This is a genomic window from Streptomyces sp. NPDC101165, from assembly GCF_044768135.1.
In the GTDB taxonomy this organism is placed as follows: Bacteria; Actinomycetota; Actinomycetes; order Streptomycetales; family Streptomycetaceae; genus Streptomyces.
In genome coordinates this window covers 176,965-200,869 of record NZ_JBIWPG010000002.1, presented here as the reverse complement: position 1 = coordinate 200,869, position 23,905 = coordinate 176,965, and the positions used below count along the sequence as shown (strand labels likewise).

At 73.6% G+C, this 23,905-nt stretch carries 27 protein-coding genes; 14 read left to right on the top strand and 13 right to left on the bottom strand.

Annotated elements, in window-relative coordinates; translation table 11 throughout:
- Positions 1-19: 19 nt before the first annotated feature.
- On the top strand, positions 20-979 hold the full coding sequence (locus tag ACIRVH_RS04455; RefSeq protein WP_403948110.1) for a D-2-hydroxyacid dehydrogenase family protein: 960 nt from the start codon (positions 20-22) through the stop codon (positions 977-979).
- A gap of 60 nt (positions 980-1,039) precedes the next feature.
- Here ACIRVH_RS04455 and ACIRVH_RS04450 read toward each other — a convergent pair whose 3' ends face one another.
- On the bottom strand, positions 1,040-1,612 hold the full coding sequence (locus ACIRVH_RS04450) for a DUF2087 domain-containing protein (RefSeq protein WP_403948109.1): 573 nt from the start codon (positions 1,610-1,612) through the stop codon (positions 1,040-1,042).
- A gap of 182 nt (positions 1,613-1,794) precedes the next feature.
- Between ACIRVH_RS04450 and ACIRVH_RS04445 the strand changes: the two genes are divergently transcribed.
- Entirely contained in the window at positions 1,795-2,151 is a 357-nt protein-coding gene (locus ACIRVH_RS04445; protein ID WP_403948108.1) for a chaplin, read from the top strand.
- A 65-nt stretch (positions 2,152-2,216) separates the two neighbouring features.
- On the opposite strand, the gene ACIRVH_RS04440 is transcribed toward ACIRVH_RS04445, so the two are convergent.
- From ACIRVH_RS04440 to ACIRVH_RS04405, 8 genes are all read right to left on the bottom strand, one after another.
- Entirely contained in the window at positions 2,217-3,083 is an 867-nt protein-coding gene (locus tag ACIRVH_RS04440) for a tyrosinase family protein (RefSeq protein WP_403948106.1), read from the bottom strand.
- Positions 3,067-3,561, bottom strand: coding sequence for a tyrosinase family oxidase copper chaperone (locus ACIRVH_RS04435; RefSeq protein ID WP_403948104.1), 495 nt, complete (start codon positions 3,559-3,561; stop codon positions 3,067-3,069). The genes ACIRVH_RS04440 and ACIRVH_RS04435 overlap by 17 nt, the downstream gene beginning before the upstream one ends.
- Positions 3,562-3,670: 109 nt before the next feature.
- Positions 3,671-4,183, bottom strand: a complete 513-nt coding sequence (locus ACIRVH_RS04430; RefSeq protein ID WP_403948103.1) for a hypothetical protein — start codon at positions 4,181-4,183, stop codon at positions 3,671-3,673.
- A 162-nt stretch (positions 4,184-4,345) separates the two neighbouring features.
- Positions 4,346-4,930 carry a vitamin K epoxide reductase family protein gene (locus ACIRVH_RS04425; protein WP_403948101.1) on the bottom strand — a complete coding sequence of 195 codons (585 nt, stop codon included), beginning with the start codon at positions 4,928-4,930 and terminating at the stop codon, positions 4,346-4,348.
- On the bottom strand, positions 4,930-5,430 hold the full coding sequence (locus ACIRVH_RS04420; protein WP_403948100.1) for a DUF5949 family protein: 501 nt from the start codon (positions 5,428-5,430) through the stop codon (positions 4,930-4,932). The genes ACIRVH_RS04425 and ACIRVH_RS04420 overlap by 1 nt, the downstream gene beginning before the upstream one ends.
- Positions 5,431-5,534: 104 nt before the next feature.
- On the bottom strand, positions 5,535-5,828 hold the full coding sequence (locus ACIRVH_RS04415) for a hypothetical protein (RefSeq protein ID WP_403948098.1): 294 nt from the start codon (positions 5,826-5,828) through the stop codon (positions 5,535-5,537).
- Between the two features lie 191 nt (positions 5,829-6,019).
- Complete coding sequence (locus tag ACIRVH_RS04410) at positions 6,020-6,817, bottom strand: hypothetical protein (RefSeq protein ID WP_403948096.1); 798 nt, start codon at positions 6,815-6,817, stop codon at positions 6,020-6,022.
- A gap of 168 nt (positions 6,818-6,985) precedes the next feature.
- Positions 6,986-7,225 carry a chaplin gene (locus ACIRVH_RS04405; protein ID WP_403948095.1) on the bottom strand — a complete coding sequence of 80 codons (240 nt, stop codon included), beginning with the start codon at positions 7,223-7,225 and terminating at the stop codon, positions 6,986-6,988.
- 328 nt (positions 7,226-7,553) lie between these two features.
- Here ACIRVH_RS04405 and ACIRVH_RS04400 point away from each other — a divergent pair, with 328 nt between their 5' ends.
- From ACIRVH_RS04400 to ACIRVH_RS04365, 8 genes are read left to right on the top strand one after another with little or no spacing between them, the layout of a single operon-like run.
- Positions 7,554-8,828, top strand: coding sequence for a glycosyltransferase family 4 protein (locus ACIRVH_RS04400; protein WP_403948093.1), 1,275 nt, complete (start codon positions 7,554-7,556; stop codon positions 8,826-8,828).
- Positions 8,825-10,246 carry an exopolysaccharide biosynthesis polyprenyl glycosylphosphotransferase gene (locus ACIRVH_RS04395; RefSeq protein ID WP_403948091.1) on the top strand — a complete coding sequence of 474 codons (1,422 nt, stop codon included), beginning with the start codon at positions 8,825-8,827 and terminating at the stop codon, positions 10,244-10,246. The genes ACIRVH_RS04400 and ACIRVH_RS04395 overlap by 4 nt, the downstream gene beginning before the upstream one ends.
- Positions 10,247-10,249: 3 nt before the next feature.
- Positions 10,250-11,608 (top strand): O-antigen ligase family protein, encoded by a 1,359-nt coding sequence (locus ACIRVH_RS04390; protein ID WP_403948090.1) that lies wholly within the window; start codon positions 10,250-10,252, stop codon positions 11,606-11,608.
- Entirely contained in the window at positions 11,605-13,320 is a 1,716-nt protein-coding gene (gene murJ, locus ACIRVH_RS04385) for a murein biosynthesis integral membrane protein MurJ (protein WP_403948088.1), read from the top strand. The genes ACIRVH_RS04390 and murJ overlap by 4 nt, the downstream gene beginning before the upstream one ends.
- Positions 13,304-14,065: a polysaccharide deacetylase family protein gene (locus ACIRVH_RS04380; RefSeq protein ID WP_403948086.1), complete on the top strand. Its 762-nt coding sequence runs from the start codon at positions 13,304-13,306 to the stop codon at positions 14,063-14,065. The genes murJ and ACIRVH_RS04380 overlap by 17 nt, the downstream gene beginning before the upstream one ends.
- The gene (locus tag ACIRVH_RS04375) at positions 14,062-15,219 is read left to right on the top strand and encodes a glycosyltransferase (RefSeq protein WP_403948084.1); all 1,158 of its coding nucleotides are present in this window, start codon (positions 14,062-14,064) and stop codon (positions 15,217-15,219) included. Before ACIRVH_RS04380 ends, ACIRVH_RS04375 begins: the two co-directional genes overlap by 4 nt.
- On the top strand, positions 15,216-15,872 hold the full coding sequence (locus tag ACIRVH_RS04370; protein ID WP_403948083.1) for a lipopolysaccharide biosynthesis protein: 657 nt from the start codon (positions 15,216-15,218) through the stop codon (positions 15,870-15,872). Before ACIRVH_RS04375 ends, ACIRVH_RS04370 begins: the two co-directional genes overlap by 4 nt.
- Complete coding sequence (locus tag ACIRVH_RS04365; RefSeq protein WP_403948082.1) at positions 15,869-16,981, top strand: GNAT family N-acetyltransferase; 1,113 nt, start codon at positions 15,869-15,871, stop codon at positions 16,979-16,981. The genes ACIRVH_RS04370 and ACIRVH_RS04365 overlap by 4 nt, the downstream gene beginning before the upstream one ends.
- Here ACIRVH_RS04365 and ACIRVH_RS04360 read toward each other — a convergent pair.
- Positions 16,972-17,946: a glycoside hydrolase family 26 protein gene (locus ACIRVH_RS04360; RefSeq protein WP_403948080.1), complete on the bottom strand. Its 975-nt coding sequence runs from the start codon at positions 17,944-17,946 to the stop codon at positions 16,972-16,974. The two genes, ACIRVH_RS04365 and ACIRVH_RS04360, sit on opposite strands and share 10 nt — an antisense overlap.
- Before the next feature lie 139 nt (positions 17,947-18,085).
- Here ACIRVH_RS04360 and ACIRVH_RS04355 point away from each other — a divergent pair, with 139 nt between their 5' ends.
- Entirely contained in the window at positions 18,086-19,336 is a 1,251-nt protein-coding gene (locus ACIRVH_RS04355) for an ATP-grasp domain-containing protein (RefSeq protein WP_403948079.1), read from the top strand.
- Positions 19,336-20,592: an FAD-dependent oxidoreductase gene (locus ACIRVH_RS04350; RefSeq protein WP_403948077.1), complete on the top strand. Its 1,257-nt coding sequence runs from the start codon at positions 19,336-19,338 to the stop codon at positions 20,590-20,592. Before ACIRVH_RS04355 ends, ACIRVH_RS04350 begins: the two co-directional genes overlap by 1 nt.
- A gap of 86 nt (positions 20,593-20,678) precedes the next feature.
- On the opposite strand, the gene ACIRVH_RS04345 is transcribed toward ACIRVH_RS04350, so the two are convergent.
- The 3 genes from ACIRVH_RS04345 to ACIRVH_RS04335 all read right to left on the bottom strand — a co-directional run bounded on the left by ACIRVH_RS04345 (position 20,679) and on the right by ACIRVH_RS04335 (position 22,560).
- Positions 20,679-21,509 carry a chaplin family protein gene (locus tag ACIRVH_RS04345; RefSeq protein ID WP_403948075.1) on the bottom strand — a complete coding sequence of 277 codons (831 nt, stop codon included), beginning with the start codon at positions 21,507-21,509 and terminating at the stop codon, positions 20,679-20,681.
- 120 nt (positions 21,510-21,629) lie between these two features.
- A complete protein-coding gene (locus tag ACIRVH_RS04340; protein ID WP_403948073.1) occupies positions 21,630-21,881 on the bottom strand; it encodes a chaplin in 252 nt (83 codons plus the stop codon).
- Between the two features lie 268 nt (positions 21,882-22,149).
- The gene (locus tag ACIRVH_RS04335) at positions 22,150-22,560 is read right to left on the bottom strand and encodes a rodlin (RefSeq protein WP_403948071.1); all 411 of its coding nucleotides are present in this window, start codon (positions 22,558-22,560) and stop codon (positions 22,150-22,152) included.
- Positions 22,561-22,821: 261 nt separating this feature from the next.
- Here ACIRVH_RS04335 and ACIRVH_RS04330 point away from each other — a divergent pair, with 261 nt between their 5' ends.
- On the top strand, positions 22,822-23,232 hold the full coding sequence (locus ACIRVH_RS04330; protein ID WP_403948070.1) for a rodlin: 411 nt from the start codon (positions 22,822-22,824) through the stop codon (positions 23,230-23,232).
- Positions 23,233-23,459: 227 nt separating this feature from the next.
- Complete coding sequence (locus ACIRVH_RS04325; RefSeq protein ID WP_403948069.1) at positions 23,460-23,870, top strand: rodlin; 411 nt, start codon at positions 23,460-23,462, stop codon at positions 23,868-23,870.
- Positions 23,871-23,905: the final 35 nt, after the last annotated feature.

Sequence of the window (23,905 nt, the reverse complement as noted above, 5' to 3'; positions counted from 1 at the left end):
CGGGGAAGGGAGGGACGACGTGCGACTTCGCTGCGCGGTCCTGGACGACTTTCAGGGTGTGGCCACCGAGTCGGCCGACTGGTCGGTGATCGAGGGTCAGGTGGAGGTCGTCGCACTGCATGAGCACCTCGACGGCGAGGACGCCCTTGCCACGGCACTCGCCGACTACGACATCGTCGTCACCCTGCGCGAACGCGTCCCGTTCCCCGGCTCGCTGATCGCCCGTCTGCCGCGGCTGCGGCTGCTCGTCGCCTCGGGGATGCGCAACAGCGTCATCGACTACGCCGCCGCCGAGGCGCACGGCGTCACCGTGTGCGGTACGGCGAGTGCGTCGACGCCTCCCGTGGAGCTGACCTGGGCCCTGCTGCTGGGCCTGGCCCGCGGGATCGTCGAGGAGAGCGGGACGCTGCGCTCCGGCGGGCCCTGGCAGTCCACCGTCGGCGCCGACCTGCACGGCCGCCGGCTCGGTCTGCTCGGACTGGGGAAGATCGGCGGCCGGGTGGCGCAGGTCGGGCTCGCCTTCGGCATGCGGGTCGCTGCCTGGAGCCAGAACCTGACCGAGGAACGGGCCGCGGAGGTGGGCGTGGAACTCGCCGCCTCCAAGGAGGACCTGCTGGCCACCGCCGACTTCGTCTCCGTCCACCTGGCCCTCGGCGACCGCACCCGGGGCCTCGTCGGCGCCGCCGAACTGGCCCTGATGAAGCCGACCGCCTACTTGGTCAACACCTCCCGCGCGGCGATCGTGGACCAGGACGCCCTGCTGGCCGCGCTCCACGAGGGACGGATCGCGGGCGCCGGTGTCGACGTCTTCGACGTCGAGCCACTGCCCGCGGACCACCCGATGCGCACCGCACCCCGCCTCCTCGCCACGCCCCACCTCGGCTATGTGTCCCGGGCCAACTACGCGACGTACTACGGTCAGGCGGTGGAGGACATCCAGGCCTACCTCACGGGTTCCCCGGTACGACGGCTGCCCTGAGGCCGCGCCACACGGCGGCCGGACCGATGCGGGCAACGGGCAACTCCGCTTGACGTTCCGTCAATCGGCCTCCGGACGCCGGTAGATCCCTTCGCTCCGGTGCAGATGGTGGAGGTCCACCAGATGACGCCGGAGCGTCACATGGTCGATCTCGTCGGAGTCCTCGCACCAGGCCCGCAGGCGCTCGTTCACGACCTGCTCCGGGTACTCGACGCCCGGCTCGAAGGTCCGCTCGGCGATGTGCCGCAATACCAGCTTCTTCCGGGTCCACTGGGCGGGCAGCCGCACCAGGCGCCCGTCCCGTACGAAGGTGTCCAGGACGGCGTCCGTCCCGTCCCCGGCCCGTGGCGTCGGCCGCTCCTGCCGGGCCAGCTCGCGGAACAGGCCGTAGGAGACGGCCTGTCCGCCCTGCGCGCCGTCCGTCACCACGCCCTGTTCGCGCAGCCGCAGCAGTGCCAGCGCCGTGTCCTTCGCCGACAGTCCGGCCACCTCGGCGATCCGCTCGGGGCTGTCCGCGCCCAGTGCCACGGCGGCGAGGGCGCGGAGCCGGCTCTTCTCGGCCAGCAGCCCGATCAGCTGCCGGGCCCGCTCGGTCGTGTCGGTGCCGACGTCGGCACCGGTGTCGGTGGTCATGACCGGAGGTTAGGGGGACGGCCGCACCCGGCGCCCCTCATTAACACCGGCCCGCGTCAACGCCCTGTGGAAAGAGTGATCCCCCACTGATCGCCGTGACCAGCCCCGGGCCGCGCCGTTGAAGGGGCTGCGCGGTGGCTGGTCCTGCCACCGCACTCACCGAGCAATAAAAGGAGAACGTGATGTCTCGCATCGCGAAGGCAGCCGCCGTCGCTCTCGGCACCGGTGCCGTGGTGATCAGCGGGGCCGGTCTGGCCCTGGCCGACGCAGGTGCCCAGGGCGCGGCCGCCGACTCGCCCGGTGTCCTGTCCGGCAACGTGGTCCAGGTTCCCGTCCACGTGCCCGTGAACCTGTGCGGGAACACGGTCGACGTCATCGCCCTGCTGAACCCCGCCTTCGGCAACAACTGCGCCAACCCGGGCACCACCCCGACCACCCCCACCACCCCGACCACCCCCACCACGCCGACCACGCCGACCACCCCCACCACCCCCACCACCCCCGGCACCCCCGGCACCCCCAGCGGCTACGGCAACTGAGCCGGCACACAGGGAAGAGCCCCGGCACCTCGAGCGCCAGGGCTCTTTCCATGCCGTCGCACGGCTCACGCGTACCGGTAGATCCGGCTCATGTCCTCCAGCCCGTCCGGCGTCACGTTCCAGGGCGGCAGCTTCTGGTGCCGGGAGGCGATCCGCCGGTGCTGCGGGTCGGCGGGTCCGGGCGGGTCCGCGGGCAGATAGCGGGGGCTGCGGTGGGCGCGCTGCCACCGGTACCACTGCAGGTCCAGGAAGGAGTGGTGCAGCCAGAACACCGGGTCGTTGACGGAGGCACCGCCGAGCATCGCGCCGCCGACCCAGCGGTGCACCCGGTTGTGGTTGCGCCAGGAGACGCTGCCGCTGCCGGTCCCCCAGCCCTCCAGCTTGTTGCGGAAGCCCCGGGTGACCGTCGAGTCCCAGGGCCGGACGTCGTAGACGGGGTCGTCGAGGGCCCACTTCAGCTCGCTCTTGGTGGGCAGCGCGATGGGGGCGGCGGAACGGCCCAGGTCCCGGGTGAGGAACCTGCCGTCCGTGACCCCCTCCTTGATGGGCCAGTGGCCCGCCGAGTAGGCGAACGGTCCGGTCATCACCTGCCGGTCGGAGCGCCGCCCGTTGCCGCCGAGCAGGTCCTTCGTCCAGGGCACGGACGTCGTCGTACGGTCCCGGGTCCAGTCCCAGTACGGCACCGTCACCGCGGAGTCCACGCGGCGCAGCGCCCGTTCCAGCTCCAGCACGAACCTGCGGTGCCAGGGCAGGAAGGAGGGGGCCATGTGGGCGGTGCGCAGGCCGTCCTCGCCGTCGGCGGTGTAGTACTCGATGTGCTGGCGGACGAACTCGTCGTACTCACCGCGCCGTTTGAGCTCCAGCAGGGCGTTCACGAACCGCCGGCGCTCGGTGCCGGTGAGCGTGCTGACGTCCTTACGCACGTACGCCATGCGCACTCCCCATGTGCAGGTGGTCCGTCCCCGGCACCCCGCCGACCGGGCCCGGGGCGAGGTCGCGCAGCCGCTGGCCGGGGCCCATCTCGTCGACGGCGGCGCGGGTCGCCTCCAGCGGGGTGCGGTACGAGCTGTAGTGGTCGACCATGCTCAGCCAGGTGCCGTCGGCCCGGCGCATCAGGTGCAGCGGGCGGCCGTCGACGGTGACCTGCCATTCGCTCTGGGGCGTGGCGCGGCCGGCGAGCGGCACCAGGACGCCCAGGATGCGGCGGCCCCGGTAGGTCTCGTCGAAGGAGCTGCCCTCGGGGCCCTCCGCCGAGGGGACCGGGCGGGAGGCTGCGACGACCGGCGCCAGCGCCAGGGCAGCGGCCGAGGCCAGCAGCCCGCGCGTCATCTCCCTCCGCGTCACTCTCCCCGCACCCACTCTGACCTGCTGCTCCGCCCCCACCGCTACGCCATCGGCACCCACGACCATCGCTCTCTCCTCGTCCGGGATCAGATGTCCGTACGGATAACCGTCGGGACGCGGACGGGGTCACCGGCACAGAGCCATCCGGTGGGTACGACAGCCTTCGTGTCGCCGGCTACAGGCCCGGGCCCGCGCCCAGGGCGGCGCCGGGGACGGTCCGCAGAGCCGGGGCGACGACGCCGGCCTGGGGAAGCTTGAGGTCCGGGAGGCCGAAGTTGTCCGGGTCGGGCTGGGTCAGGGGGGCGTCCAGTGCCAGGCCGGGGCCGAGGGTGTGCAGGTCGGAGGCGGGAGTGCCCACGCCGACGTGGTCGAAGCCGTCACCGAGGACGTGCGGCACGGGTGTCCTGAGGTCCGCGCCGGGCAGGGCACCGGTCACCGGCAGCTGGGGCAGCGCCCGCTCGGGCAGGAGCCGGCCGGTGACGTACCGCGGCGCCTCGGGGGCGCCCGGCGTCAGCAGCGGTACCTCCAGACCGGCCTTGGGCACCTCCATGTTCAGGGAGTCGGAGACGCCTTCCAGCGGCACGGGGACGGGGACCGCACCGACCGCGGCGGCGGGGCCGGCGGCTCCTACGACGGCCGCGACGCCCGTGACGACTGCGGCAAGGGTTCCTCGGGTGGTCGACTTCATGGCAGGTACGGGCCCTTTCAGGATGCGGAGGGTTCGACGTCCGTACCGCGTAACGAGCCGGAAACGCCGTCAGCGCACATTTCGCCTGGGTGCAGCAATTGTCGGCTCGTCACTCATCAGCTGGTCACTCGTCAGCTGTTCATTCATCAGCTCGTTCATTCATCAGCTGGTCCAGAAGTCCCACCATCGCGTCAGTACGAGCATTCCGACGACACCGACGTGCAGGAGCGGAAGCAGCCAGGTGAACTCCGCGAAGAAGGTCCTGAGCCATCCGGGGGCGGGCAGGAAGCCGTTTCCGACGACGAGCGAGGTGGCGTACCAGAACATGACGATCGTGGCGACCCACGCCAGACAGCACCACAGGCACAGCGCGTTGATCCGGTACAGCGACTGGAACTGCAGCCAGGTGCAGAACCCCACGCCGAACAGGCACCCGGCCTCGAACGACAGCCAGTACCAGCCGGGGAACCGGGCGTCTGCCAGCAGGCTCACGCCGACGCAGACGACGATGCCGTAGGCCACCAGGCCCAGCATCGGGTTGGGGAACCCGAAGGCCGAGGCCTGGACGCTCTTCATCACGCTGCCGCAGGACACCACCGGGTTCAGACTGCACCCGGGGACGAAGTTCGGGTTCTCCAGCAGCTTGAACTTGTCGAGGGTGATGACCCAGGAGGCGAGCAGTCCGGCCGCCCCGGTGATCACCAGCAGCAGCCCGAACCCCCTGCCGCCGGCCAGGGTCCGGGGCATCAGCGGCGCAGGCTGCGGGCCGGCAGGACGATGTGCGCGGCGGCCTTCAGGGTCTCGTCCGCACCGGCGAAGGCGGCCAGCGCGGCGGGCTCGACGGGCTTGCCGGGCTCGCCCTCGGGCCAGGCACGGGTGGTGAAGACGAGGTAGGCGTGACCGCGATGGGCGACGGCGGCGAGCCACTCCGGCGGCGCGTCGGCCTGGGCGACCAGCTGCGGCATGTTGAGGACGGCCTGGCCGGCCTCGACGAGCAGGGTGACGGGCAGGCTCGGCTTGGTGGTGCCGTCGACCAGGTCGCCGCCGACCGGCAGGCCGTTGCCCTCCAGCAGCTGCTCGACCGCGGCGGCGGTGGCCTCCGGACCGCCCTCGGCGTCCCCGAGGGAGTAGGCCAGCAGGTAGGGCATGTCGCTGCCGTCGGGTGCCTCGCCGCTCCAGGGAAGGACGACGAGCGTGCCGAGGGCGGCGGCGCGGAAGGGGCGGGCTTCGCCTGAGGTTGAGGTCACCGCGCGACCTTATCGACGGGGTGTGGCGCGGCCCGGCGGCTTCTCACTCTTACGGACCAGCGCCCGGGGCCGCTCCACACGATCGAGGGAAGGGGCCTCGAACCTCAGCTCTGCAGGGGCAGGCCGCCGAGCAGGGGGTTGCGCTGGTTCAGGGCACCGGTGGCGCCCTTGACGGTGCTGAGCACGGAGTCCTTGTTCTCGGTGTTGAGCGCGTCCGACTGGTGCTGCAGCGGCATGACGTCGTTCAGGGTGAGGCCGCCCTTGGAGAGCGTGTTCACGGCGCCGTTGAGGCTGGTGGGCGTGAGGTCGGCGGTGCTGTGGGCGGCGAACGCGGGCGCGGCGACGCCGGCGAGGGCCACGGAACCGGCAACGACAGCGGCAGCCTTCAGGGACTTCATCCTGATCCTTTCTTCGGCAACTCAGGTCACCCCAGGGAGTTCTGACGCCGTGCCTAACGAGAGCCCTACGGGCCGGAAACTCCGCACCGAGAAGACATATGAGATCCCCTTCCCGCCGGTGAACAGCGCTCGGCCGTCGTGCCCGACGGATACGGCGGACACGACGGCCGAGGCAGCGGGAGTCGCGCGGATCACCCGGTGGGCAGCGCCGGCTCCGCCGGCAGGCTGGGCAGCGGCACGGGCAGGGGCAGGGGCAGGGGCAGGGGCAGGCCGTCGAGGGTCGAGGTGATCAGGTCGATCAGGTCGCTCACGGCTCCGGTGACGGTGGCGAGCACCGCGTCGACGTTGGAGGTGACGGCCTGGAGCAGCGCGTCGATCGCGTTCTGCAGGTCGCCGGTGAGGTCGCGGGCCTGGGGGACCTTGACGTCACTCTTGGCGAACGTGGTCAGCAGGGGCGCGGCCGCGGCGGCGGGCGTGCTCGGTGCGGCGGGCACGGTCGGCGCACCCACGCTCGGGCTGGCCGGCAGCGACGGGGCGGCGGGCTGGCTCGGAGAGGCCGACACACTCGGGGAGGCGGCCGTATTCGGTGTGGCCGGGGCCGCGGGAGTCGCCGGAGTGGTGGGCGTGGCCGGGGCCGTGGGAGTCGCCGGGGTGGTGGGCGTCGCCGGCGTCGTCGGGGCTGCCGCGGCGGCCTCGGCGATGGCCTTCTTGGCCGCGTCGCCGAGCTTCCGGGCCTGGTCGGGGGTCAGCCGGCCCTTCTGGAGGGACTGGTCGAGCAGGTCGACGACCGGGTTGAGCACGGGGTCGACATTGCGCAGGGACCTGACCTGGGCGAGCAGTGCATCGGCGCCGGGGACCGCCGAGTGGGAGCCGGCGTGGGTGCGCTCCCGGGCCGAGTCCGCGGCGACGGCGACGGGGCCGGCGACGCCGACCAGGAGGGCGGCGCAGAGGGTGGTGGACGCGAGACGCCGCGGGGGCAGCACACGCATGGGGGTTCCTTTCGGTGGGGCAGGGGCCTGAGCCCACCGTTGAACCTGCCATGACGTTCCGCAACCGCTCGACCACCCGGAGTGAACCATCCGGGGGAGACCTGAACCGGCCGTCCACCCGCGGACGAAACGCGGGCGGACGGCCGGCCGAAGGGCTGCGTCCCGACGTCAGTCGTTGGTGCAGTGGTTGCCGAACGCCGGGTTCAGCAGACCGATGACGTCCACGGTGTCGCCGCAGACGTTCACCGGCACGTGGACCGGAACCTCGACGACGTTGCCCGACGCCACACCCGGCGAGTCGGCGGCGGTGCCGAGCGCGCCGGAGTCGGCGGCAGCCACACCGGCACCGCCGGCGACGGCCGCGATGGCGGCGGAGGTCAGGACCAGACCCTTCGCGATACGCGACATGGAGAGGTGCTCCTTGAAATCGACACGAACATCCGGGCGGAATGCCCAGCGCTGTGTCAACGCACGGCACCCCTTGGGGTTGTGCCGCCAATGGAGTGATCCCGCAAGAAAGAAACCTTCACGATTCCAGCACATATGTCCGGGTTTCTCCATGACCGTCGCGCGCAGCGGCCGCGACGCGGCGGTGACCAGCCGGGCTTCCGGCTCGTTTCCCAGCCGGGACGCGTCGTGGGCCGGCGCGCTCTTCCGTCGCCGTGGATGCGCGGGCATGACACGCGTACCCACCCGTATGCCCCGAGCGCCCCCCGTGAGCGAGGTAACCCGCGAAATGCACCAGTCAGCACCCGACTTCCGGCCGCGGGTCCTGCATCTCGCGCAACCCGTCGACGGCGGGGTCGCCCGGGTCGTACGGGACCTGGTGCGGGCCCAGCTCGCGGCCGGTCTGCAGGTCACGGCCGGCTGTCCCGGCGGCGAACTCGCCGCGGGCCTGCGGGACCTGGGCGCCGACGTGCGCGAGTGGCGGGCCGGGCGGTCGCCGGGTCCGGGGCTGGCCGGTGAGGTGCGGCGGCTCGCACGGCTGATCGACGAGGTACGGCCCGAACTGGTGCACGCCCACAGCGCCAAGGCGGGACTCGCCGCCCGGCTCGTCGTGCGCGGGCGCATACCCACCGTGTTCCAGCCGCACGCCTGGTCGTTCGAGGCCGTCGGCGGGGCCGCCGCCGCCCTCGCGCTGCGCTGGGAGCGGTGGGGGACGCGGTGGGCGGATCGGGTGGTGTGCGTCAGCGAGGCTGAGCGCACGACCGGAGCGAGCGCCGGGGTGCGCGCCGCGTACGCCGTGATCCCCAACGGCATCGACCTCGACCGCTTCTCCCCCGCCCCCGCCACACCCGGCTTTCCCCCCGCCCCCGCCGCACCCGGCTTCTCCGCAGCCCCCGCCGCACCCGGCTCCTCCCCCGTGCCCACGGCACCCGACCGCGACCGCGCCGCCCTGCTGCCCGGCCTCGACCCGGCGGTGCCGCTCGTCGTCTGCGTCGGCCGGCTGTGCCGGCAGAAGGGCCAGGACGTGCTGCTGCGGGCCTGGGAGCACATCCTGCGCGCGGTGCCGGACGCCCGGCTGGTGCTGGTCGGCGACGGCCCCGACCGCGCCGCGCTGGTCCGACAGGCCCACCCCTCCGTGCACTTCACCGGTGCCGTGACCGACCCCGTGCCCTGGTACCGGGCCGCCGACCTGGTGGTCCTGCCCTCGCGCTGGGAAGGCATGGCCCTCGCCCCGCTGGAGGCGCTGGCCTGCGGGCGGCCCGTCGTGGTCACCGACGTGGACGGCGCCCGCGAGAGCCTGCCGCCCACGCTCGCGGCCCGCTGTCTGGTCCCGCCGCAGGACGCCGAGGCACTGGCGGAGGCCGTCGCCGCGCTGCTGTCCGACGCTCCGCTGCGCGCGTCGCTCGGCGACCAGGGGCGCCGTCACGTCCGGTCCACGCACGACGTACGGCAGACCGCAGAGCAGGTCGCGGACCTCTACCGCGCGCTTCTCGGCGCCCCGACGGCGAACAAGGAAGCACGCCCGTCCGTGCCCTCCGAGTGCAGGGAGTCCATCCACTCGTGACTGCGGAAAGCACCGTCCCCTCCCCCGGCGCGCAGCCACGGGGCCACGGATTCTCGCCCGTCTCGGTCAGGCCGGCCCGCCCCACCGGCGGCTTCCGGTTCCCCGCACGGCGGAGGCCCGCGCGACCCGACTCGCCCCTGCCGCTGCTCGCCGCCGACCTGCTCGCCGCGCTGGCGGGCGCGGTCACACTGGACGAGGCGGGCCGCCGCCTGCTGCCGGTCGTCGTGCTCGTGTCGGGGGCGATGCTGCTGCGCCCGCCCGCGCCCCGGCCGCTGCCCGGCGTGCTCGACGAACTGCCCGTCCTCTGCGGCCGGATCGCGGTCGCCTGGCTCTCCCTCGCCGCCCTGCTCGCCGCCCACGGCCCCGGCCGCGCGCTGACCGCCCGCGCCCTGCTGCTCGGCTGGGCGGTGCACGCGGCGGCGGCCTGCGCGGCGCGCGGCTGCGTGTACTGGCGGCGCCGCGTGGTGCTGGCGCGCCACCCGCGTACGGCCCTGGTCGTCGGCCCCGCCGAAACCGCCCAGCGGGTCGCCGCCGCGCTGCTGCGGCACCCGCGCTGCGGGGTCCGGCCGGTGGGTGTCGTGACCGAGCATCCCGACGGCAGGGGCGGGCTGCCCGTGCTCACCAACGGCGAGGCGGTGGAGCGGGCGCTCATCCAGAACGGGGTGCGGGTCGTGCTCACCGTCGACCCGGCCGTGCACACCCGGCAGGGTCCGCTGCTGCGGGCGCTGGCCGAGTCGGGCTGCACGGTGTGGGAGGTGGACGCGGACTGCCCGTCGTACGAGATGCGCGACCAGCTCGCCGGGTTCTCCGTGCGCCGTCTGGACCTGGGCGGCCGGCGGCGTGGCAGCCTCGGCAAGCGGCTGCTGGACGCGATGCTGTCCGGGATCCTGCTGGTCCTGGTCAGCCCGGTGCTGCTGGTGTGCGCGGTCGTGCTCAGGCTCACCGTCGGGCCCGGGGTGGTCTTCCGGCAGGAGCGCATCGGCAAGGACGGGCGCCCCTTCACCCTGCTGAAGTTCCGCACCCACCGCCCGGTCGACGAGCACGAGGCGGCGACCCGGTGGAGTGTGGCGGGCGAGCGCGAGATGACACGCTTCTGCCGCTTCCTGCGGGTGACCTCGCTGGACGAGCTGCTCCAGCTGTGGAACGTCTTCCGGGGCGACATGAGCCTGGTCGGCCCGCGCCCCGAACGGCCGTACTTCGTCAGCCAGTTCAGCCGGGTCCATCCCGGCTACGCGGCCCGTCACCGCATGCGCACCGGCATCACCGGTCTCGCCCAGATCAACGGCCTGCGCGGCGACACCTCCATCGAGGACCGGGCCCGCTTCGACAACGCCTACATCGACGACTGGTCGCTGTGGCAGGACATCTGCATCCTGCTGCGCACCGCGGCCGCGCTCGTGCGTTCCACGGGGAGCTGACCGATGAGCCTCGCCCTGCCGCTCGGCCGCCGGCGCGGTCCGTCCCCGGTGCTGCCGGTGGTGGCCGTGGTCGCGCTGCTCGCGCTGCCCCTCTCCCCCGGCGGCGAGGGCGGCGCGGGCCCGGCCGACGCGCTGTCCGCCCTGGTCGTCGGCCACTGCGTCGTACGACTCCTGCGCGAGCGGCGGCGCCCGCTGTCCCGTACGGCCGCCGTGGTGCTCGGTCTGCCGGTGCCCGGCCTCGCGCTCGCCGCGATGGGTGCGGTGTCGCCGGGCGCCGGGATCAGCGGCCTCGGCCGTTACCTCCAGATCTTCGTCCTGGTGCCCGCCGCCGTCCTGCTGCTGATCCGCGACCGGCGGGATTTCCGGCTGCTGGCCTGGTCGTTCATGGGGCTCGCGCTGTGGCAGGGGGCGGTCGGCGTCGAGCAGTACGCCACCGGGACCGGCGCCTCCTACCAGGGCGAGGACATCCGCGCGGTCGGCACGTTCGGGGCGCAGGACGTGATGGGCATGGCGACCGTGGTGTCCTTCGGGCTGGTGTGCGCGGTGGGACTGGCGCTCGGCCGAACCCGGGTGCGCGAGCGGGGGATCGCGGCCGCCTGCGCCCTCGCCCTCCTGGTGCCGCTGGCGCTGTCCTTCAGCCGGGGCGCCTGGATCGCCACCGCCGTGACACTCACCGTCCAGCTGGTGCTGGCCGGGGCGCGCCGGGCGCTGCGGGTCGGCGCGGCCGTGATGGCCGCGGGCGTGGTCCTGGTGGGCGGTCTCGGGGTGGGTACCGCGATGCTGCAGGAGCGGATCGACAGCATCACGCAGGTCACCGACGCGCCCGACCAGTCGGTCACCGACCGGTACACCATGTGGGCGGCGGCCACCGACATGTGGCGGCAGCACCCGCTCACCGGCGTCGGGTTGAAGGGCTTCCCCGAGTACCGCGACGGGCACGCCTCGCTCGCGCTGTCCTGGGGCAGCGACACGGAGGGCGCGGGCGCCGCCTACCGCAGGCAGCCGCTCCTGTCCCCGCACAACATGTACCTGCTGGTGCTCGGTGAGCAGGGCCTGATCGGGCTGCTCGGCCTGGTCGGCGGCTGGCTCGCCCTGCTGGTGTGCGCGCTGCGGGGCCTGGGGCGGGCCCGTCGTGCGGGCCGGGTCGGGGAGTGTGCCCTGGCTGCCTGTGGGCTGCTGGTCTGGCAGTTGGTGGACTTCGCCTACGCCGACATCGGCGGCCCGTCGACCGTCCTGACCGCGGTGTGCTTCGGGCTCGTGGCGTGGTGGGCTCTGGTGGGCGCTGACGCCGCCGGCGCCGACGAGCGCGCCGCGGGCACCGGTGCCCGGGAAGCCGTAGCCGGGGAGGCCGCGCTCCGATGACGGCGATCCCCTCCCCGGGGTCCGGCCCGGGGACCGGCCCAGGGACCGGTACGGTGCCCGGTCCGGACGGCGGCGACAGCGCGGTGGTGCTGCCGTCGGCCCGGTCCGCCGCGCGCACCGTCCCGTCCGAGGAGACCGGCCCCGAACACGCCCCGCCCACGCGGAGGTTCCTCGCCAGGGCCACCCTGGTCACGGCCTCCCTCTCGGTCGCGGGGGCGCTGCTCGGGCTGGTCCGGGACCAGTCGCTGGCGCGGCTGTTCGGGGCCGGGCGGGACACCGACGCCTTCCTGGTCGCCTGGACCGTGCCGGAGTTCGCGGCCACGCTGCTCATCGAGGACGGGCTGGCGTTCGCGCTGATCCCGGCGTTCAGCATGGCCCTGGCCCGGCGCGCCCAGGGTGCCCCCGGCGACCCCGTCCGTTCGCTGGTTGCCGGCACCCTGCCCCGGCTGGCGCTGGCCTTCGCCGCGGTGGGCGCGCTGCTGGCCGCGGCCGCCCCGCAGCTGGTCGGAGTCCTCGCACCCGGCCTGCGCGACCCCGCGCTCGCCGTGGACTGCACCCGGCTCACCGCGACCTGTGTGCTCAGCTTCGGGCTGGCCGGGTACTGCAGCGCGGCGCTGCGGGCCCACCGGCGCTTCCTGATCCCGGCGGCGATCTACGTCGTCTACAACATCGGCATCGTCACCACCATGTTCACCCTCGGCGGCCGCTGGGGAGTGCGCTCGGCCGCGCTCGGGGTCGCGGCGGGCGGCTGCCTGATGGTGGCGATCCAAGTACCTTCTCTGGTAAGGCAGTTGCGCAACCGCCGTACGGCCGGATCCGGGGACGTCGCCGACGCGCAGCCCCTGGACATCGTGCTGATAGGCACCGTGCTGCTGTTCGCGCTGTGCCGGCAGTCGCAGGTGCTCGTCGAGCGGTTCCTCGCCTCGAACCTGCCCGCCGGGGCCATCTCGCACCTGAACTACGCGCAGAAGATCGCGCAGATTCCCATGACGCTGTCGATGATGCTGTGCACGGTCACCTTCCCGCTGGTGGCGCGGGCGCTAGCCGACGGCGACACCGAGCGGGCCCGGACCCGGGTGGAGCGCGATCTGGCGGTGGCCTGCTGCCTGGTGCTGCTCGGCACCGCGGCCGTCGTCGCCTGCGCCCCGCAGCTCGTCCGCCTCCTGTTCCAGCGGGGCGCGTTCACCGCCGAGGACACCGCGGCGACCGCGGGCGTGATGCGGGTGTACGCGCTCGGGCTGCTCGGCCAGACGCTGACCGGGGTGCTGGTCCGCTCCTACTTCTCGGCGGGCCGCGCCACCTGGTACCCGGTCGCCGCCATGACCGCCGGCATCGCCGTGACCTCCTGGCTCGGCGCCTGGACGGTCGGCTCCTGGGGCGTCACCGGGATCGCCGCGGCCAACGCCGTCGGCATCACGCTCACCGCCGCCCTGCTGCTGTCCGGCACGGGCCCGCGCAGCGTGCCGATCCGTGTCCGGCGTGTGCTGCGCGAGGTGGGCCGGCCGCTGCCCGCCGCCGTGGTGGCCGCGCCGGCGGGGGCGCTGGTCGCGAGCCGGCCCGCCGGCCCGTTCGCCGGTCTGCTCGCCGGGGGCGCCACCGTGACGGTGGTGTTCGTCCTGCTCGGCCGGGCCCTGGGCGCCCAGGGATGTGCGCCCGCACTCCAGTTCCTCCGCACCCTCGCCCGAAGGCTCGCCCATGCCGTCCTCCGTTGAGTCCCCGCTCGGCGCCGGTGCCACCGGACCCGGTTCCGTCCCGTGGATCGCCATGTACCACTCGGTCGGCGACTGCGCCGACGACCCGTACCGGGTCACGGTGACGCCCGGCCGACTCGACCGGCAGCTGCGCTGGCTGCGCGGCCGGGGTCTGCGGGGCGTGTCGGTGGCCGAGCTGCTCGCCGCCCGCGCCCGGGGCGAGGGACGCGCTCTGGTGGGGCTCACCTTCGACGACGGGTACGCCGACTTCCTCGACAACGCCCTGCCCGTGCTGGCCCGTTGGGAGTGCACGGCCACCCTGTTCGTGCCGCCCGGCCGGCTCGGCGGCGACAACGCGTGGGACCCGCTGGGCCCGCGCAAGCCGCTGCTCACCGCCGCCGGCGTCCGGCACGCCGCCCTGGCGGGCGTGGAGATCGGCTCGCACGGCCTCACCCACGTCGACCTCACCCGCGCCGACGACACCACCCTCGGCGCCGAGACCGCCGAGAGCCGCGCGCTGCTGGAGAAGGTGACCGGCACCCCGGTCACCGGCTTCTGCTACCCGTACGGCGCGGTCGACCGACGGGCCGTCGACGCCGTGCGGAAGGCCGGTTACGGCTACGCCTGCGCCATCGACCCGGGCGCGCTGAGCGGCCCGTACACCCTGCCGCGGGTGCACGTCGGGCAGAACGACACCGCCGTACGCCTGTTCCTGAAGCACCGGCTGCACCGGCTGCGCCGCCGTCCTGTCGAGGGGCTGCGATGAAGGCGCTGCACATCATCACCGGGCTCGGGGTCGGCGGCGCCGAGCAGCAACTGCGGCTGCTGCTGCGGCAGCTGCCGGTGGAGTGCGACGTGGTGACGCTGACCAACCCCGGGCCGGTCGCCGAGGGGCTGGCCGCCGACGGCGTACGGGTGGTGCACCTCGGCATGAGCGGCAACCGTGACCTCGGCGCGCTGCCGCGCCTGGCCCGGATCATCCGGGACGGCCGCTACGACCTGGTGCACACCCACCTCTACCGGGCCTGTCTGTACGGCCGGATCGCCGCGCGGCTCGCCGGGGTCCGCGCGGTCGTCGCCACCGAACACTCCCTCGGCGACTCGCAGATGGAGGGCCGGCCGCTCACCGCGGGTGTGCGCGCGTTGTATCTGGCCGGTGAGCGGCTGGGCCGGTCCACGGTCGCCGCCTCCCCCACGGTCGCCGAGCGGCTCACCCGCTGGGGCGTGCCCGGGCCGCGCATCGAGGTCGTGCCCAACGGTATCGACCTGGAACGGTTCCGCTTCGACCCCGTACGACGCGAGCGCACCCGTGCCCGGCTCGGGCTGCCCGAGGACGCGTTCGTCATCGGCGGCATCGGCCGGCTCCACCCCGGCAAACGCTTCGACGTCCTGATCCGGGCCCTCGCCGAACTCCCCGGCGACTGCAGGCTGCTGCTGGTCGGCGGGGGCGGTGAGGAGGGCGCCCTGCGGCGGACCGCCGACGAGGCCCGGGTCGCCGACCGGGTGCTGTTCGCCGGCGAGCGGCCGTACGTCTGCGACGACTGGCGGGGTCCGGACCTGCCCGCGCTGGCCTCGGCGATGGACGTGCTCGCCTCGCCGTCCCCGGAGGAGGCCTTCGGGCTGGCCGTCGTCGAGGCGCTGGCGGCCGGGCTGCCCGTGCGCTACGCCTCCTGCCCGGCGCTCGAGGACCTGCCGCCCGAGGCCGCCCCGGACGCCCTGCGGGTCCCCGGCGGCGCGGCTGCCTACGCCCGCGCGCTCGCCGAGGTCCGCGCGGCCGGCCCCGGCCCGCGCACCGCCCCCGAGGCGGCCCGCCACTACTGCATCAGCCGCAGCGCCGACCGGCTCATGGACGTCTACGCGACGGCGCTCTCCCGCCCCCTTCCCCAGCCCCGATCCTCCGAGGGAGTCACCTCGCCATGACCGAGAACCGCACCCGGTACCCCCGCCCGGACCGCTTCGCCCGCGCCCGCAGGCTGCCGCCCTGGTCGCTGGTGGCGGCCGGCGTTCTCGCGGGCGGTCTGCTGGGCGGCGCGTACGGCGTGCTGAAGACGCCGACGTACACGGCCACCAGCTACGTCATCGCCGTACCCACCGAGCACTCCGACACCGCCTCCGCGCTCGGCTTCGCCCAGGCCTACGGCCGGGTCGCCACCCAGCTCGCGGTGCTCGGCGACGCGCAGGTGGCGGCCGGGGTGCCCGTGGACACCCTGCGCGACAGCGTGCGCACCGCCACCTCACCGGACGCCCCGATGGTCGCCGTGTCCGCCACCTCCGCCCGCCCGGCCCAGGCCGCCGGCATGGCCGACGCGGTCGCCCGGGCCCTCACCCGGCACGCCAACGCCGCCAAGGCCGACACGGACGTCGAACTCGTGCAGTTCTCCCTCGCGTTGCCGCCGACCGCGCCGTCCTCGGCGTCGGCCGGGGTGACCGCCGCGGTGGGCGCGAGCGCGGGCGGGCTGCTCGGCGGGCTGGTGCTGCTGGGGCGGCCCGGGCGCCGGCCGGAGCAGGAGCCCCTGCGCCCGGCCTCGGTGCCCGGACCCGCGGTCGCCGCCGATGCGCGCGGCCAGCTGTGACGGCGACGTACACGGCGTCCCCGACGTACACCGCCGGCCTCGTCACCGACGGGGACGCCTTCGCCGAGCTGGCCCCGGACTGGGGGCGGCTGTACGGGCGGTGCGGCACCGCGACCCCGTTCCAGAACCACGCCTGGCTGCACTCGTGGTGGCGGTCGTACGGCAGCACGGGGCGGCTCAGGCTGCTGCTGGTGCGCGCCGGCGGCGAACTGGTCGCCGCAGCACCGCTGATGCTGGTCCGCCGCCCGCTGCCCGCGCTGGTGCCGCTCGGCGGGGCGATCTCCGACTACGGGGACGTGCTGCTGGACGACGCCGGCGGCGGGCGCGCGGCCGACGCCCTCACCGAGGCCCTGTGGGAGGCGGCGCGCACGGCGCTGATCGACTTCCGCGAGGTGCGGCCGGGCGGCGCGGTGGAGCGCGTCTACGACCGCTGGAGCGGGCCGCGCCGCGCGGTCGACGACTCGGTGTGCCTGGAGCTGCCCGCCGTGCCCATGGACGACCTGGTCGGCCGGCTGTCGTCGCACAAGGCCCAGCGGGTGCGCGCCAAGCTGCGCAAGCTGAGGGCGCTGGGCGTGGAGCGGCGGGTGGTCGGTCCGCAGGACGTGGACGCGGCGCTGCACCGGCTGCTGGAGCTGCACCGGCTGCAGTGGCAGGGGCGGAAGGTGACGACGGAGCATCTGCATCCGCGCTTCCGGGAACACCTGGTGCGCGCGGTGGGGTCGATGGTCCGCTCCGGCGACGCCGTCGTGACGGAGTTCCGGATCGGCGCCGACGTGGTGGCGGTCGACCTGACGTTGCTGTCCCGGAGCCTGGCCGGCGGCTATCTGTACGGCGCCCATCCGGGCCTCAGGGAACGCAGGGCGGACGTGGCCGTGATGCTGCTGGACGCGTGCGCCGAGAGCGCCGCACACACCGGCGGCACGCTGAGCCTGCTGCGCGGCGACGAGCCGTACAAACACCACTGGCGTCCCGAACCGGTCGTCAGCCGACGGCTCCTGCTGGCCCGGCGGCGCACCGCCCCGCTGCTGTCGGCCGCGCTGTGCGACGCGGCCGCCCGGCGGCGGGGCAAGGAGGTGCTGCGCCGGTGGAGGAGACGCGATCAGGGATAGCGGCCGTACAGGGCGGAACGGTAGGCCTCGGACGACTTGGGGTTGTCCGAGCACTGCCACACGCCGTGAGGGCAGTAGTCCGTCAGCGTGTTGTACAGCGGCCGGTGGTCGTCGATCCAGGCGAGCATGCGCCGCATGTACTCGGCGTTGTCGCCGTTGCGGAAGAGTCCCCACTCCGGATACGAGACGGGCTTGCCGTGGGATTTCGCGAAATCCACCTGCCGCTGCAGGCCGTAGGGCTCCTTCACCTGTTCGTCGAACGACATTCCGGCCGGCTGGTCGTAGGAGTCCATTCCGATGATGTCGACCTTGTCGTCCCCGGGATAGCACTCGGTCCACGGAACGGCGTCCCGGCCCCGGCTCGGCGTGAAGTCGAAGCGGAACCTCTGGCCCGGCACCGCGCGCATCGTCCTGACGATCCTCTTCCAGTACGCCTTCCAGGCCGCCGGGTCCGGTCCGCAGCGGTGGGTGTAGGTGATGCCGTTCATCTCCCAGCCGAGCACGATGACCGTGTCCGGGACCCTCAGCTCCACCAGCCGCTCGGCCAGCGTGCGGAAGTGCCGGTCGAACTGCCCGTCCGCGCCCTGCCGCAGCAGCGACCGCACCTGGTCGTCGGACAGGTGCTCCTCGTTGCGCTCCTGCATGGGCACGTTGAGGACGAGGGTCCGGTCCGCCTTCCTGCGCCGCCACTGCGCCCACGCGTCCAGGAAGCCGGGCGGGCCTTCGATGTCCGCCCAGCGGCCGCCGGGCAGATAGGTGTGCGCGACCTTCAGCTCGGTGCCGCCGAGCCAGTCGCTCAGCTCGGCCATGCGGGTCACCCCGGCCGGCCCGGAGTCGAGGAAGGCACCGAAGGGCGGGGGCGCCGGGGCGGGCGCGGCAGCGGCCCCGAGGGTGACCGACGCGGTGACGACCGCCGTGAGCACGGTCAGCCGCCGGAACCGGGCCCTCGGCCGCTGTGGAGCCATGCCTGCCCCTCCCTCTCTTTTCTCGCCCATTTCCTGTTATTGACACTCAGTCACATCGACATGACCTCCGCCAGTGCGGCTACGGCGTTCAGGTGGCCCGGACCCCCGCGCGGGCGAACGAACCGAAAGGAAAGAGCCCGTGTCGCTGCTGGACGAACGGGTCCCCGCGGTGCTGCTGCGGATCGACCGGAATCCCTTTCACCACGGCACCCTGGGCGCCGTGCGTTCGCTCGGCCGGGCGGGCGTGGAGGTACATCTCGTCGCCGACTGCGCGGAAAGCCCGGTGCGCAGGTCGCGGTACGTACACCGGATCCATCCCCCGCCGGCACCCGGCACCTCCCCGGGTGAGATCGCGGCCGCGCTGCGCCGGGTGGCGGCCCGGGTCGCCCTGCCCGCGGTGCTGATCCCGATGGACGACGCGAGCGCCGTCGCGGCCGGCCGGCTGCGCGAGGAGCTGGCGCCCGCCTACCTGCTGCCGCAGCAGCCCGGCGCGCTGCCCGGGCGGGTGGCCGACAAGGCGGAGCTGGCCGGGGTGTGCGCGGCCGCCGGCATCCCGCATCCGGTGACGCTGGTCCCGGACAGCGCCGAGGACGCGGCGGCGGCCGCCCGGCGGCTGGGGCTGCCGGTGGTGGCCAAGTGGAGCCGGCCCTGGCTGGTCCCGGCCGGCATCGGGCTGCGCTCCACGGTCGTGGTGAACTCCGCACGGCCGGCCCGGGAGCTGTACCTGCGCTCCACCGAGGCGCGCTGCAGTCTGCTGCTGCAGACCTACCTGCCGCCGGGCCGGGACCGCGACTGGTTCGTCCACGGGTACGCCGACCGCTCGGGAGCCGTGCGGGCCGGCGGGCCCGGCCGCAAGCAGCTGGCCTGGCCGCGCGGGGCGGGCCTGACCGCGGTCGGCCGGTGGACGCCCAACCCGCAGGTGCAGGCGCTGGCCGAGCGGCTCACCGGCGAGCTGGGCTACCGGGGCATCTTCGACCTGGACTTCCGTCGCTGCGGCAGCACCGGCCGCTACCACCTGCTCGACTTCAACCCGCGCCCCGGCGCCCAGTTCCGGCTGTTCGCCGACAGCGCGGGCCTGGACGTCGTACGCGCCCTGCACCTGGACCTGACGCACCGTCCGCTGCCGGACGGGGTGCCGCTGCCCGGGCGGGAGTTCGTGGTGGAGAACTACGCGCCACTGCACGCGCTGCGGCGGGCGTCCGGGGAGCGGGAGCTGGCCTGGCACGCGCCGGACGACCGGGCGCCGGGCCGGGCGCTGTGGACGCTGTGGGGCCGGCATGTGGCGGACCGCCTCGCCGGGCGCCTGCGGCAGCACCGGCCGGCCGCCCGGCACCTCACCGACGACTTCTCCGACGGCTTCTCCGACGACCAGAAAGCGAGCAGTTGCTGATGTACGACCTGCTGGTGGTGGGCGCCGGCCCGTACGGTCTGTCGATCGCCTCGCACGCCGCGGCGGCCGAGCTGAACGTGCGGGTCTTCGGGCGACCCATGGCGTCCTGGCGTGACCACATGCCCCGCGGGATGTTCCTGAAGTCGGAGCCGTGGGCGTCCAACCTCTCCGATCCCGAGGGCCGTTGGCGTTTCGACGTGTTCTGCGCGTTCCGCGGCATGACGGCCCGTCACGCCGAGCCGATCCCGCTGGCCGTATTCGCCGAGTACGGACTGTGGTTCGCACGCAACGCCGTACCCGTGCTCGACGAGCGGACGGTGGCCCGCGTGGCTCCCCGCAACGGGGGGTTCGAGGTGGTCACCGAGGACGGCGAGAGGCTGGCGGCACGGACCGTCGCGGTGGCCGTGGGCGTGCTGCCGTTCACCGAGATCCCGGCGGCGCTGCGCGGCCTCCCGCCGGAGCTGCTCTCCCACAGCAGCCACCACGCCGACCTCGGCCGCTTCCAGGACGGGGACGTCACCGTGATCGGCGGCGGGCAGGCGGCCCTGGAGACGGCCGCGCTGCTGGCCGAACAGGGCACCCGGGTACGGGTGCTGGCCCGCGCGGACCGGCTGCGCTGGAACGACGTGCCGCCGCCCCGGGAGCGCCCCTGGTGGCGCACCGCCCGCGCCCCGCACAGCGGCCTCGGCCCCGGCTGGCGGAACTGGTTCTACGCCGAGCAACCGGGCCTGTACCGGCGGCTCCCGGAGCGGACCCGGACCCGGGTCGCGGCCGGTGCGCTCGGCCCGGCCGGGGCCTGGTGGGTGCGGGAGCGGGTGGAGAGCCGGGTGGAGGTGCTGCTCGGCCAGGAGGTGGCGGCTGCGCGTGCGGTGCCGGGCGGGCTGCGCCTGGAGACGGTGGCCCGGCGGGGCGGGACACGGACGCTGGAGACCGGGCACGTCATCGCTGCGACCGGGTTCCGAGTCGGCCGCGACCGGCTGCGGCTGCTCTCCCCCGAGCTGCGCGCGCTGCTGGCAACGGCGGCCGACGGCGCCCCGGAGGTGGGGACGGACTTCGAGTCGTCGTACCCCGGCCTGTTCCTGGCCGGTCCGGTCACGGCCTCGGGCTTCGGCCCGGCGATGCGCTTCGTGCACGGCGCGACCTTCACGGCGGGCACGCTGGTGCGCGGGGTACGGCGTCGGCTGCGCGCGGGGCCGGCGGGCTGGCGGATCCCGGCCGCACGGCGTGGCGAAGTGCCGGAGACGGTGCGGCACTGAAGGATGCGGTACGGCGCCACTGCGGAGGGCGCCTGCGTGTGGCAGGGACGCGGGGTGCCGGGCACTGGGGTCCGGCACCCCGCGCGCTACCGACCGGAGGACGTCCGGCCGCGTCGGTACAGAACCGTACCGGCCGCGATCAGCGCGGCACTGGCGGCCGAGGTCGCCAGCATGGCCCGCGCGTCACCACCGGTGTGCGCCATGCTGGGCTGCCCCGGGTGGTGGTCGCCACCGCCGTAGGGGGGCGGGGGCGTGTGGTCGCCGCCACCGTAGGGGGGCGGAGGCGTGTGATCGCCGCCACCGTACGGAGGCGGAGTCGAGTGCTCACCCCCGCCGTAGGGGGGCGGAGTCGAGTGACCGCCACCGCCGTAGGGAGGCGGAGTCGAGTGACCGCCACCGCCGTAGGGGGGCCGAGTCGGGTGACCGCCACCGCCGTAGGGAGGCGCGGTCGAGTGCTCACCGCCGCCGTACGAAGGCGGAGTCTTGTGACCGCCGTTGCCGTGCGGAGACGGAGTCTTGTGATCCTCGTCGGCATGGCGAGGCGGAGTGGTGTGGCCACCGCCGCCCTGCGTGGACGGGGCCGTGTGGCTGCCGCCGCCCTGCGTGGACGGAGTCGTGTGGTCACCGCCGCTACGCGAAGACTGGGCGCCGGTGCCGTTGTCGCTCGTCGAACCGTGTGTGTTGGCACAGGAGTTGCCGAACGCCGGGTTCAGCGCGGCGGCCACGTCCACGGAGTTGCCGCAGACATTGATCGGGACGTTCACCGGCGCCTGGACAGTGTTGCCGGACAGCACGCCGGGCGAGCCCTGGGCGGCGCCCTGCGCGCCCGTGTCGGCGAGCGCATAACTGCCGCACAAGGACAGCATGCCTGTCGCGGCGGCGGCCACGACCATGCCCTTGCTGAGGGTCTGTCGCAATCTCGTTGTCTTCCTGCTCGAAGAAGTGGGAAGGCCGGCCTCGGGACGAAGAGATCGAAGGATCGACGGTCCGAGGCCGGCCAGGGCACAGCAGGTGGCTGGTGCGTTGCGTTACGTGCGTCAGCCGTTGACGCAGGCGTTGCCGAACGCCGGGTTCAGCAGGCCGATGACGTCGACCGAGTCCCCGCAGGCGTTGACCGGCACGTGAACCGGGACCTCGATCACGTTCCCGGAGAGGACACCAGGGCTGTTGGACGCCGCACCGGTGGCACCGGCGTCGGCGAACGCGGGAGCCGCCCCGCCCAGGGCCAGGATGGCGCCGGCAACGACGGCAGCGCTCTTCTTCATGGACTTTCCCTTCTCTGCGGTCATGCCCCTATGACGGCCGAAGACCGAGCGAGCACAGCCTGAACGGCTCGCACCATGACCGGCAGGTTGTAAAACGAGGGATAGACAGCGGAAGAAACTGCGGAACGCGAGTCGTCCTGGAATTCACTCGAACGCCTCCAGAGAATTGACATGTTGGCGTATACGTGGAGAAACGCTCCTTCGAGAAGGGCCGCGAAAGACGGCGAAAGCCGCCCGGGCAGCGGCGGGAAACTCCGCGCGCCATCCGAGCGGCCATTCGGACCGGACCGGGTCAGCCGTTGCCGGTGCCGTTGCCCGCCAGAACGGAGACGTCGTCCACGACGTGCGACAGCGGCTCGTCACCCTTGGCCTGGGTGGAGTTCTCCGCGCACTGCTGGTTCTGCGGCGCGGACAGGACCGGGATGTCCTGCGCGCCGACGTTGACGGCAGCGAGGATGGACTGGGCGTTGACCTTCGCCGGCAGGCCGACGCACAGCTTGTTGAGCGAGCTCTGGACCAGCGTGGCCTGCGGGCTCATGTTTCCGCCCGTGGTGGAGTTGCCGAAGGCCTCCTGGGCCTCGTTGCCGCTCAGGGCCGTGGTGCCCGTGTCGTTGCCGATGGCAAGCGCCTGGGGGGCCATCGCCGCCGACATGCCGACCACGGACGCGGCGACCGCCGCCGCGGCCATTGCCTTCTTCAGCATTTCGCTTTCCTTTCCTCACTGCTCGCCAAGACGCACGTTCCTGCCCCGCATCAACCGCGCCCGAACCGATTGGTTGCGGGGCATCACCCGATCGGATCGTTCAGCTCGGTGGATTCGGTGGAATTCCCCTGCCGTTCACCCCTTGCGCATGCTTCACGGTCCGCGTGTAGGCCATCAGAGTGAAGGACAGCAACCCATCGCGTGATGGGCAGTTGACCAGGACGCTCCGATGGACGGGGTTTCTCCAGAAGGGAATTGCAAGTGATCAAGAAGGTTCTGGCCTCCGCCGCGGTCGCCGCCTCCGTCGTCGGCTTCTCCGCCACCGCTGCGTCGCCGGCCCTCGCCACCGGCAACGACACGGGCACCACCGCCCTCAGCGGCAACGACGCCGTTCAGTCGTTCGGCAACTCCAGCACGAGCGGGGACCTGAGCCCCCAGCTGGCGCTCATCCAGGGCTCGTTCAACAAGCCCTGCATCGGACTGCCGGCCAAGGTCAACGCCCAGTCCATCCTGGCGCTGGCCAACGTCGGTGTTCAGGACATCCCGGTCCTCTCCGCGCCGCAGAACCAGCAGTGCACGGAGAACTCCACCCAGGCCAAGGGTGACGAGCCGCTCTCGCACATCCTGGACGACATCTCCGCGCTGTCCGCCAACGGCACCAGCAACAACTGATCCGGAGATCACCCCGGCCCTGCACGGGCCCTCCCCGACGGGCCGCCGACTTCTCGGCGGCCCGTCGGCCTGTTCCGGCCCACCCGGATGCACCAAAGGCAGGGCGTTCATTACCTCATCGGACTGCGCTGCTCCAATCGAGGCAAAGCCCGCAACTCCGGCGCGGCCAGGGCAGTTGACGGTCACGCAACTCCTCCCCGGAGTCCGCCTTTCGAAAGGGAACGAACATGAAGAAGCTGTGGGCAACCGCGGCCGTCGCCGCCTCCGTCGCCGGTCTCGCGGGTGCGGCCGCTCCCCAGGCCCTTGCCACCGGCAACGACCACGGCACCACGGCGCTGAGCGGCAACGAAGCCCAGTCCTCGTTCGGCAACTCCGGCACGCTCGGCGACCAGAGCCCGCAGCTGTCGCTGGTCCAGAGCTCGGTGAACAAGCCCTGCGTCGGCCTGCCGGCGAAGGTCAACGTCCAGTCGGTGGCCGCGCTCATCGCGAACGTCGGCGTCCAGGACATCCCGGTTCTGTCGGCGCCGCAGAACCAGCAGTGCACGGAGAACTCGACCCAGGCCAAGGGCGACGAGCCGGCTTCACACATCCTGGACGACATCTCGGCGCTGTCGGCGAACGGCAACTCCAACAGCTGAGCAGACTTCCCGAGCGGCGGGTCACCGGTTCCTCC

Coding starts and splice junctions, on each gene's coding strand:
- ACIRVH_RS04450 (WP_403948109.1), bottom strand. CDS start 1,612: ATGACCACCGACACCGGTGCCGACGTCGGCACCGACACGACCGAGCGG.
- ACIRVH_RS04445 (WP_403948108.1), top strand. CDS start 1,795: ATGTCTCGCATCGCGAAGGCAGCCGCCGTCGCTCTCGGCACCGGTGCC.
- ACIRVH_RS04440 (WP_403948106.1), bottom strand. CDS start 3,083: ATGGCGTACGTGCGTAAGGACGTCAGCACGCTCACCGGCACCGAGCGC.
- ACIRVH_RS04435 (WP_403948104.1), bottom strand. CDS start 3,561: ATGGTCGTGGGTGCCGATGGCGTAGCGGTGGGGGCGGAGCAGCAGGTC.
- ACIRVH_RS04430 (WP_403948103.1), bottom strand. CDS start 4,183: ATGAAGTCGACCACCCGAGGAACCCTTGCCGCAGTCGTCACGGGCGTC.
- ACIRVH_RS04425 (WP_403948101.1), bottom strand. CDS start 4,930: ATGCCCCGGACCCTGGCCGGCGGCAGGGGGTTCGGGCTGCTGCTGGTG.
- ACIRVH_RS04415 (WP_403948098.1), bottom strand. CDS start 5,828: ATGAAGTCCCTGAAGGCTGCCGCTGTCGTTGCCGGTTCCGTGGCCCTC.
- ACIRVH_RS04410 (WP_403948096.1), bottom strand. CDS start 6,817: ATGCGTGTGCTGCCCCCGCGGCGTCTCGCGTCCACCACCCTCTGCGCC.
- ACIRVH_RS04405 (WP_403948095.1), bottom strand. CDS start 7,225: ATGTCGCGTATCGCGAAGGGTCTGGTCCTGACCTCCGCCGCCATCGCG.
- ACIRVH_RS04400 (WP_403948093.1), top strand. CDS start 7,554: ATGCACCAGTCAGCACCCGACTTCCGGCCGCGGGTCCTGCATCTCGCG.
- ACIRVH_RS04390 (WP_403948090.1), top strand. CDS start 10,250: ATGAGCCTCGCCCTGCCGCTCGGCCGCCGGCGCGGTCCGTCCCCGGTG.
- murJ (WP_403948088.1), top strand. CDS start 11,605: ATGACGGCGATCCCCTCCCCGGGGTCCGGCCCGGGGACCGGCCCAGGG.
- ACIRVH_RS04380 (WP_403948086.1), top strand. CDS start 13,304: ATGCCGTCCTCCGTTGAGTCCCCGCTCGGCGCCGGTGCCACCGGACCC.
- ACIRVH_RS04375 (WP_403948084.1), top strand. CDS start 14,062: ATGAAGGCGCTGCACATCATCACCGGGCTCGGGGTCGGCGGCGCCGAG.
- ACIRVH_RS04370 (WP_403948083.1), top strand. CDS start 15,216: ATGACCGAGAACCGCACCCGGTACCCCCGCCCGGACCGCTTCGCCCGC.
- ACIRVH_RS04360 (WP_403948080.1), bottom strand. CDS start 17,946: ATGGCTCCACAGCGGCCGAGGGCCCGGTTCCGGCGGCTGACCGTGCTC.
- ACIRVH_RS04350 (WP_403948077.1), top strand. CDS start 19,336: ATGTACGACCTGCTGGTGGTGGGCGCCGGCCCGTACGGTCTGTCGATC.
- ACIRVH_RS04340 (WP_403948073.1), bottom strand. CDS start 21,881: ATGACCGCAGAGAAGGGAAAGTCCATGAAGAAGAGCGCTGCCGTCGTT.
- ACIRVH_RS04335 (WP_403948071.1), bottom strand. CDS start 22,560: ATGCTGAAGAAGGCAATGGCCGCGGCGGCGGTCGCCGCGTCCGTGGTC.
- ACIRVH_RS04325 (WP_403948069.1), top strand. CDS start 23,460: ATGAAGAAGCTGTGGGCAACCGCGGCCGTCGCCGCCTCCGTCGCCGGT.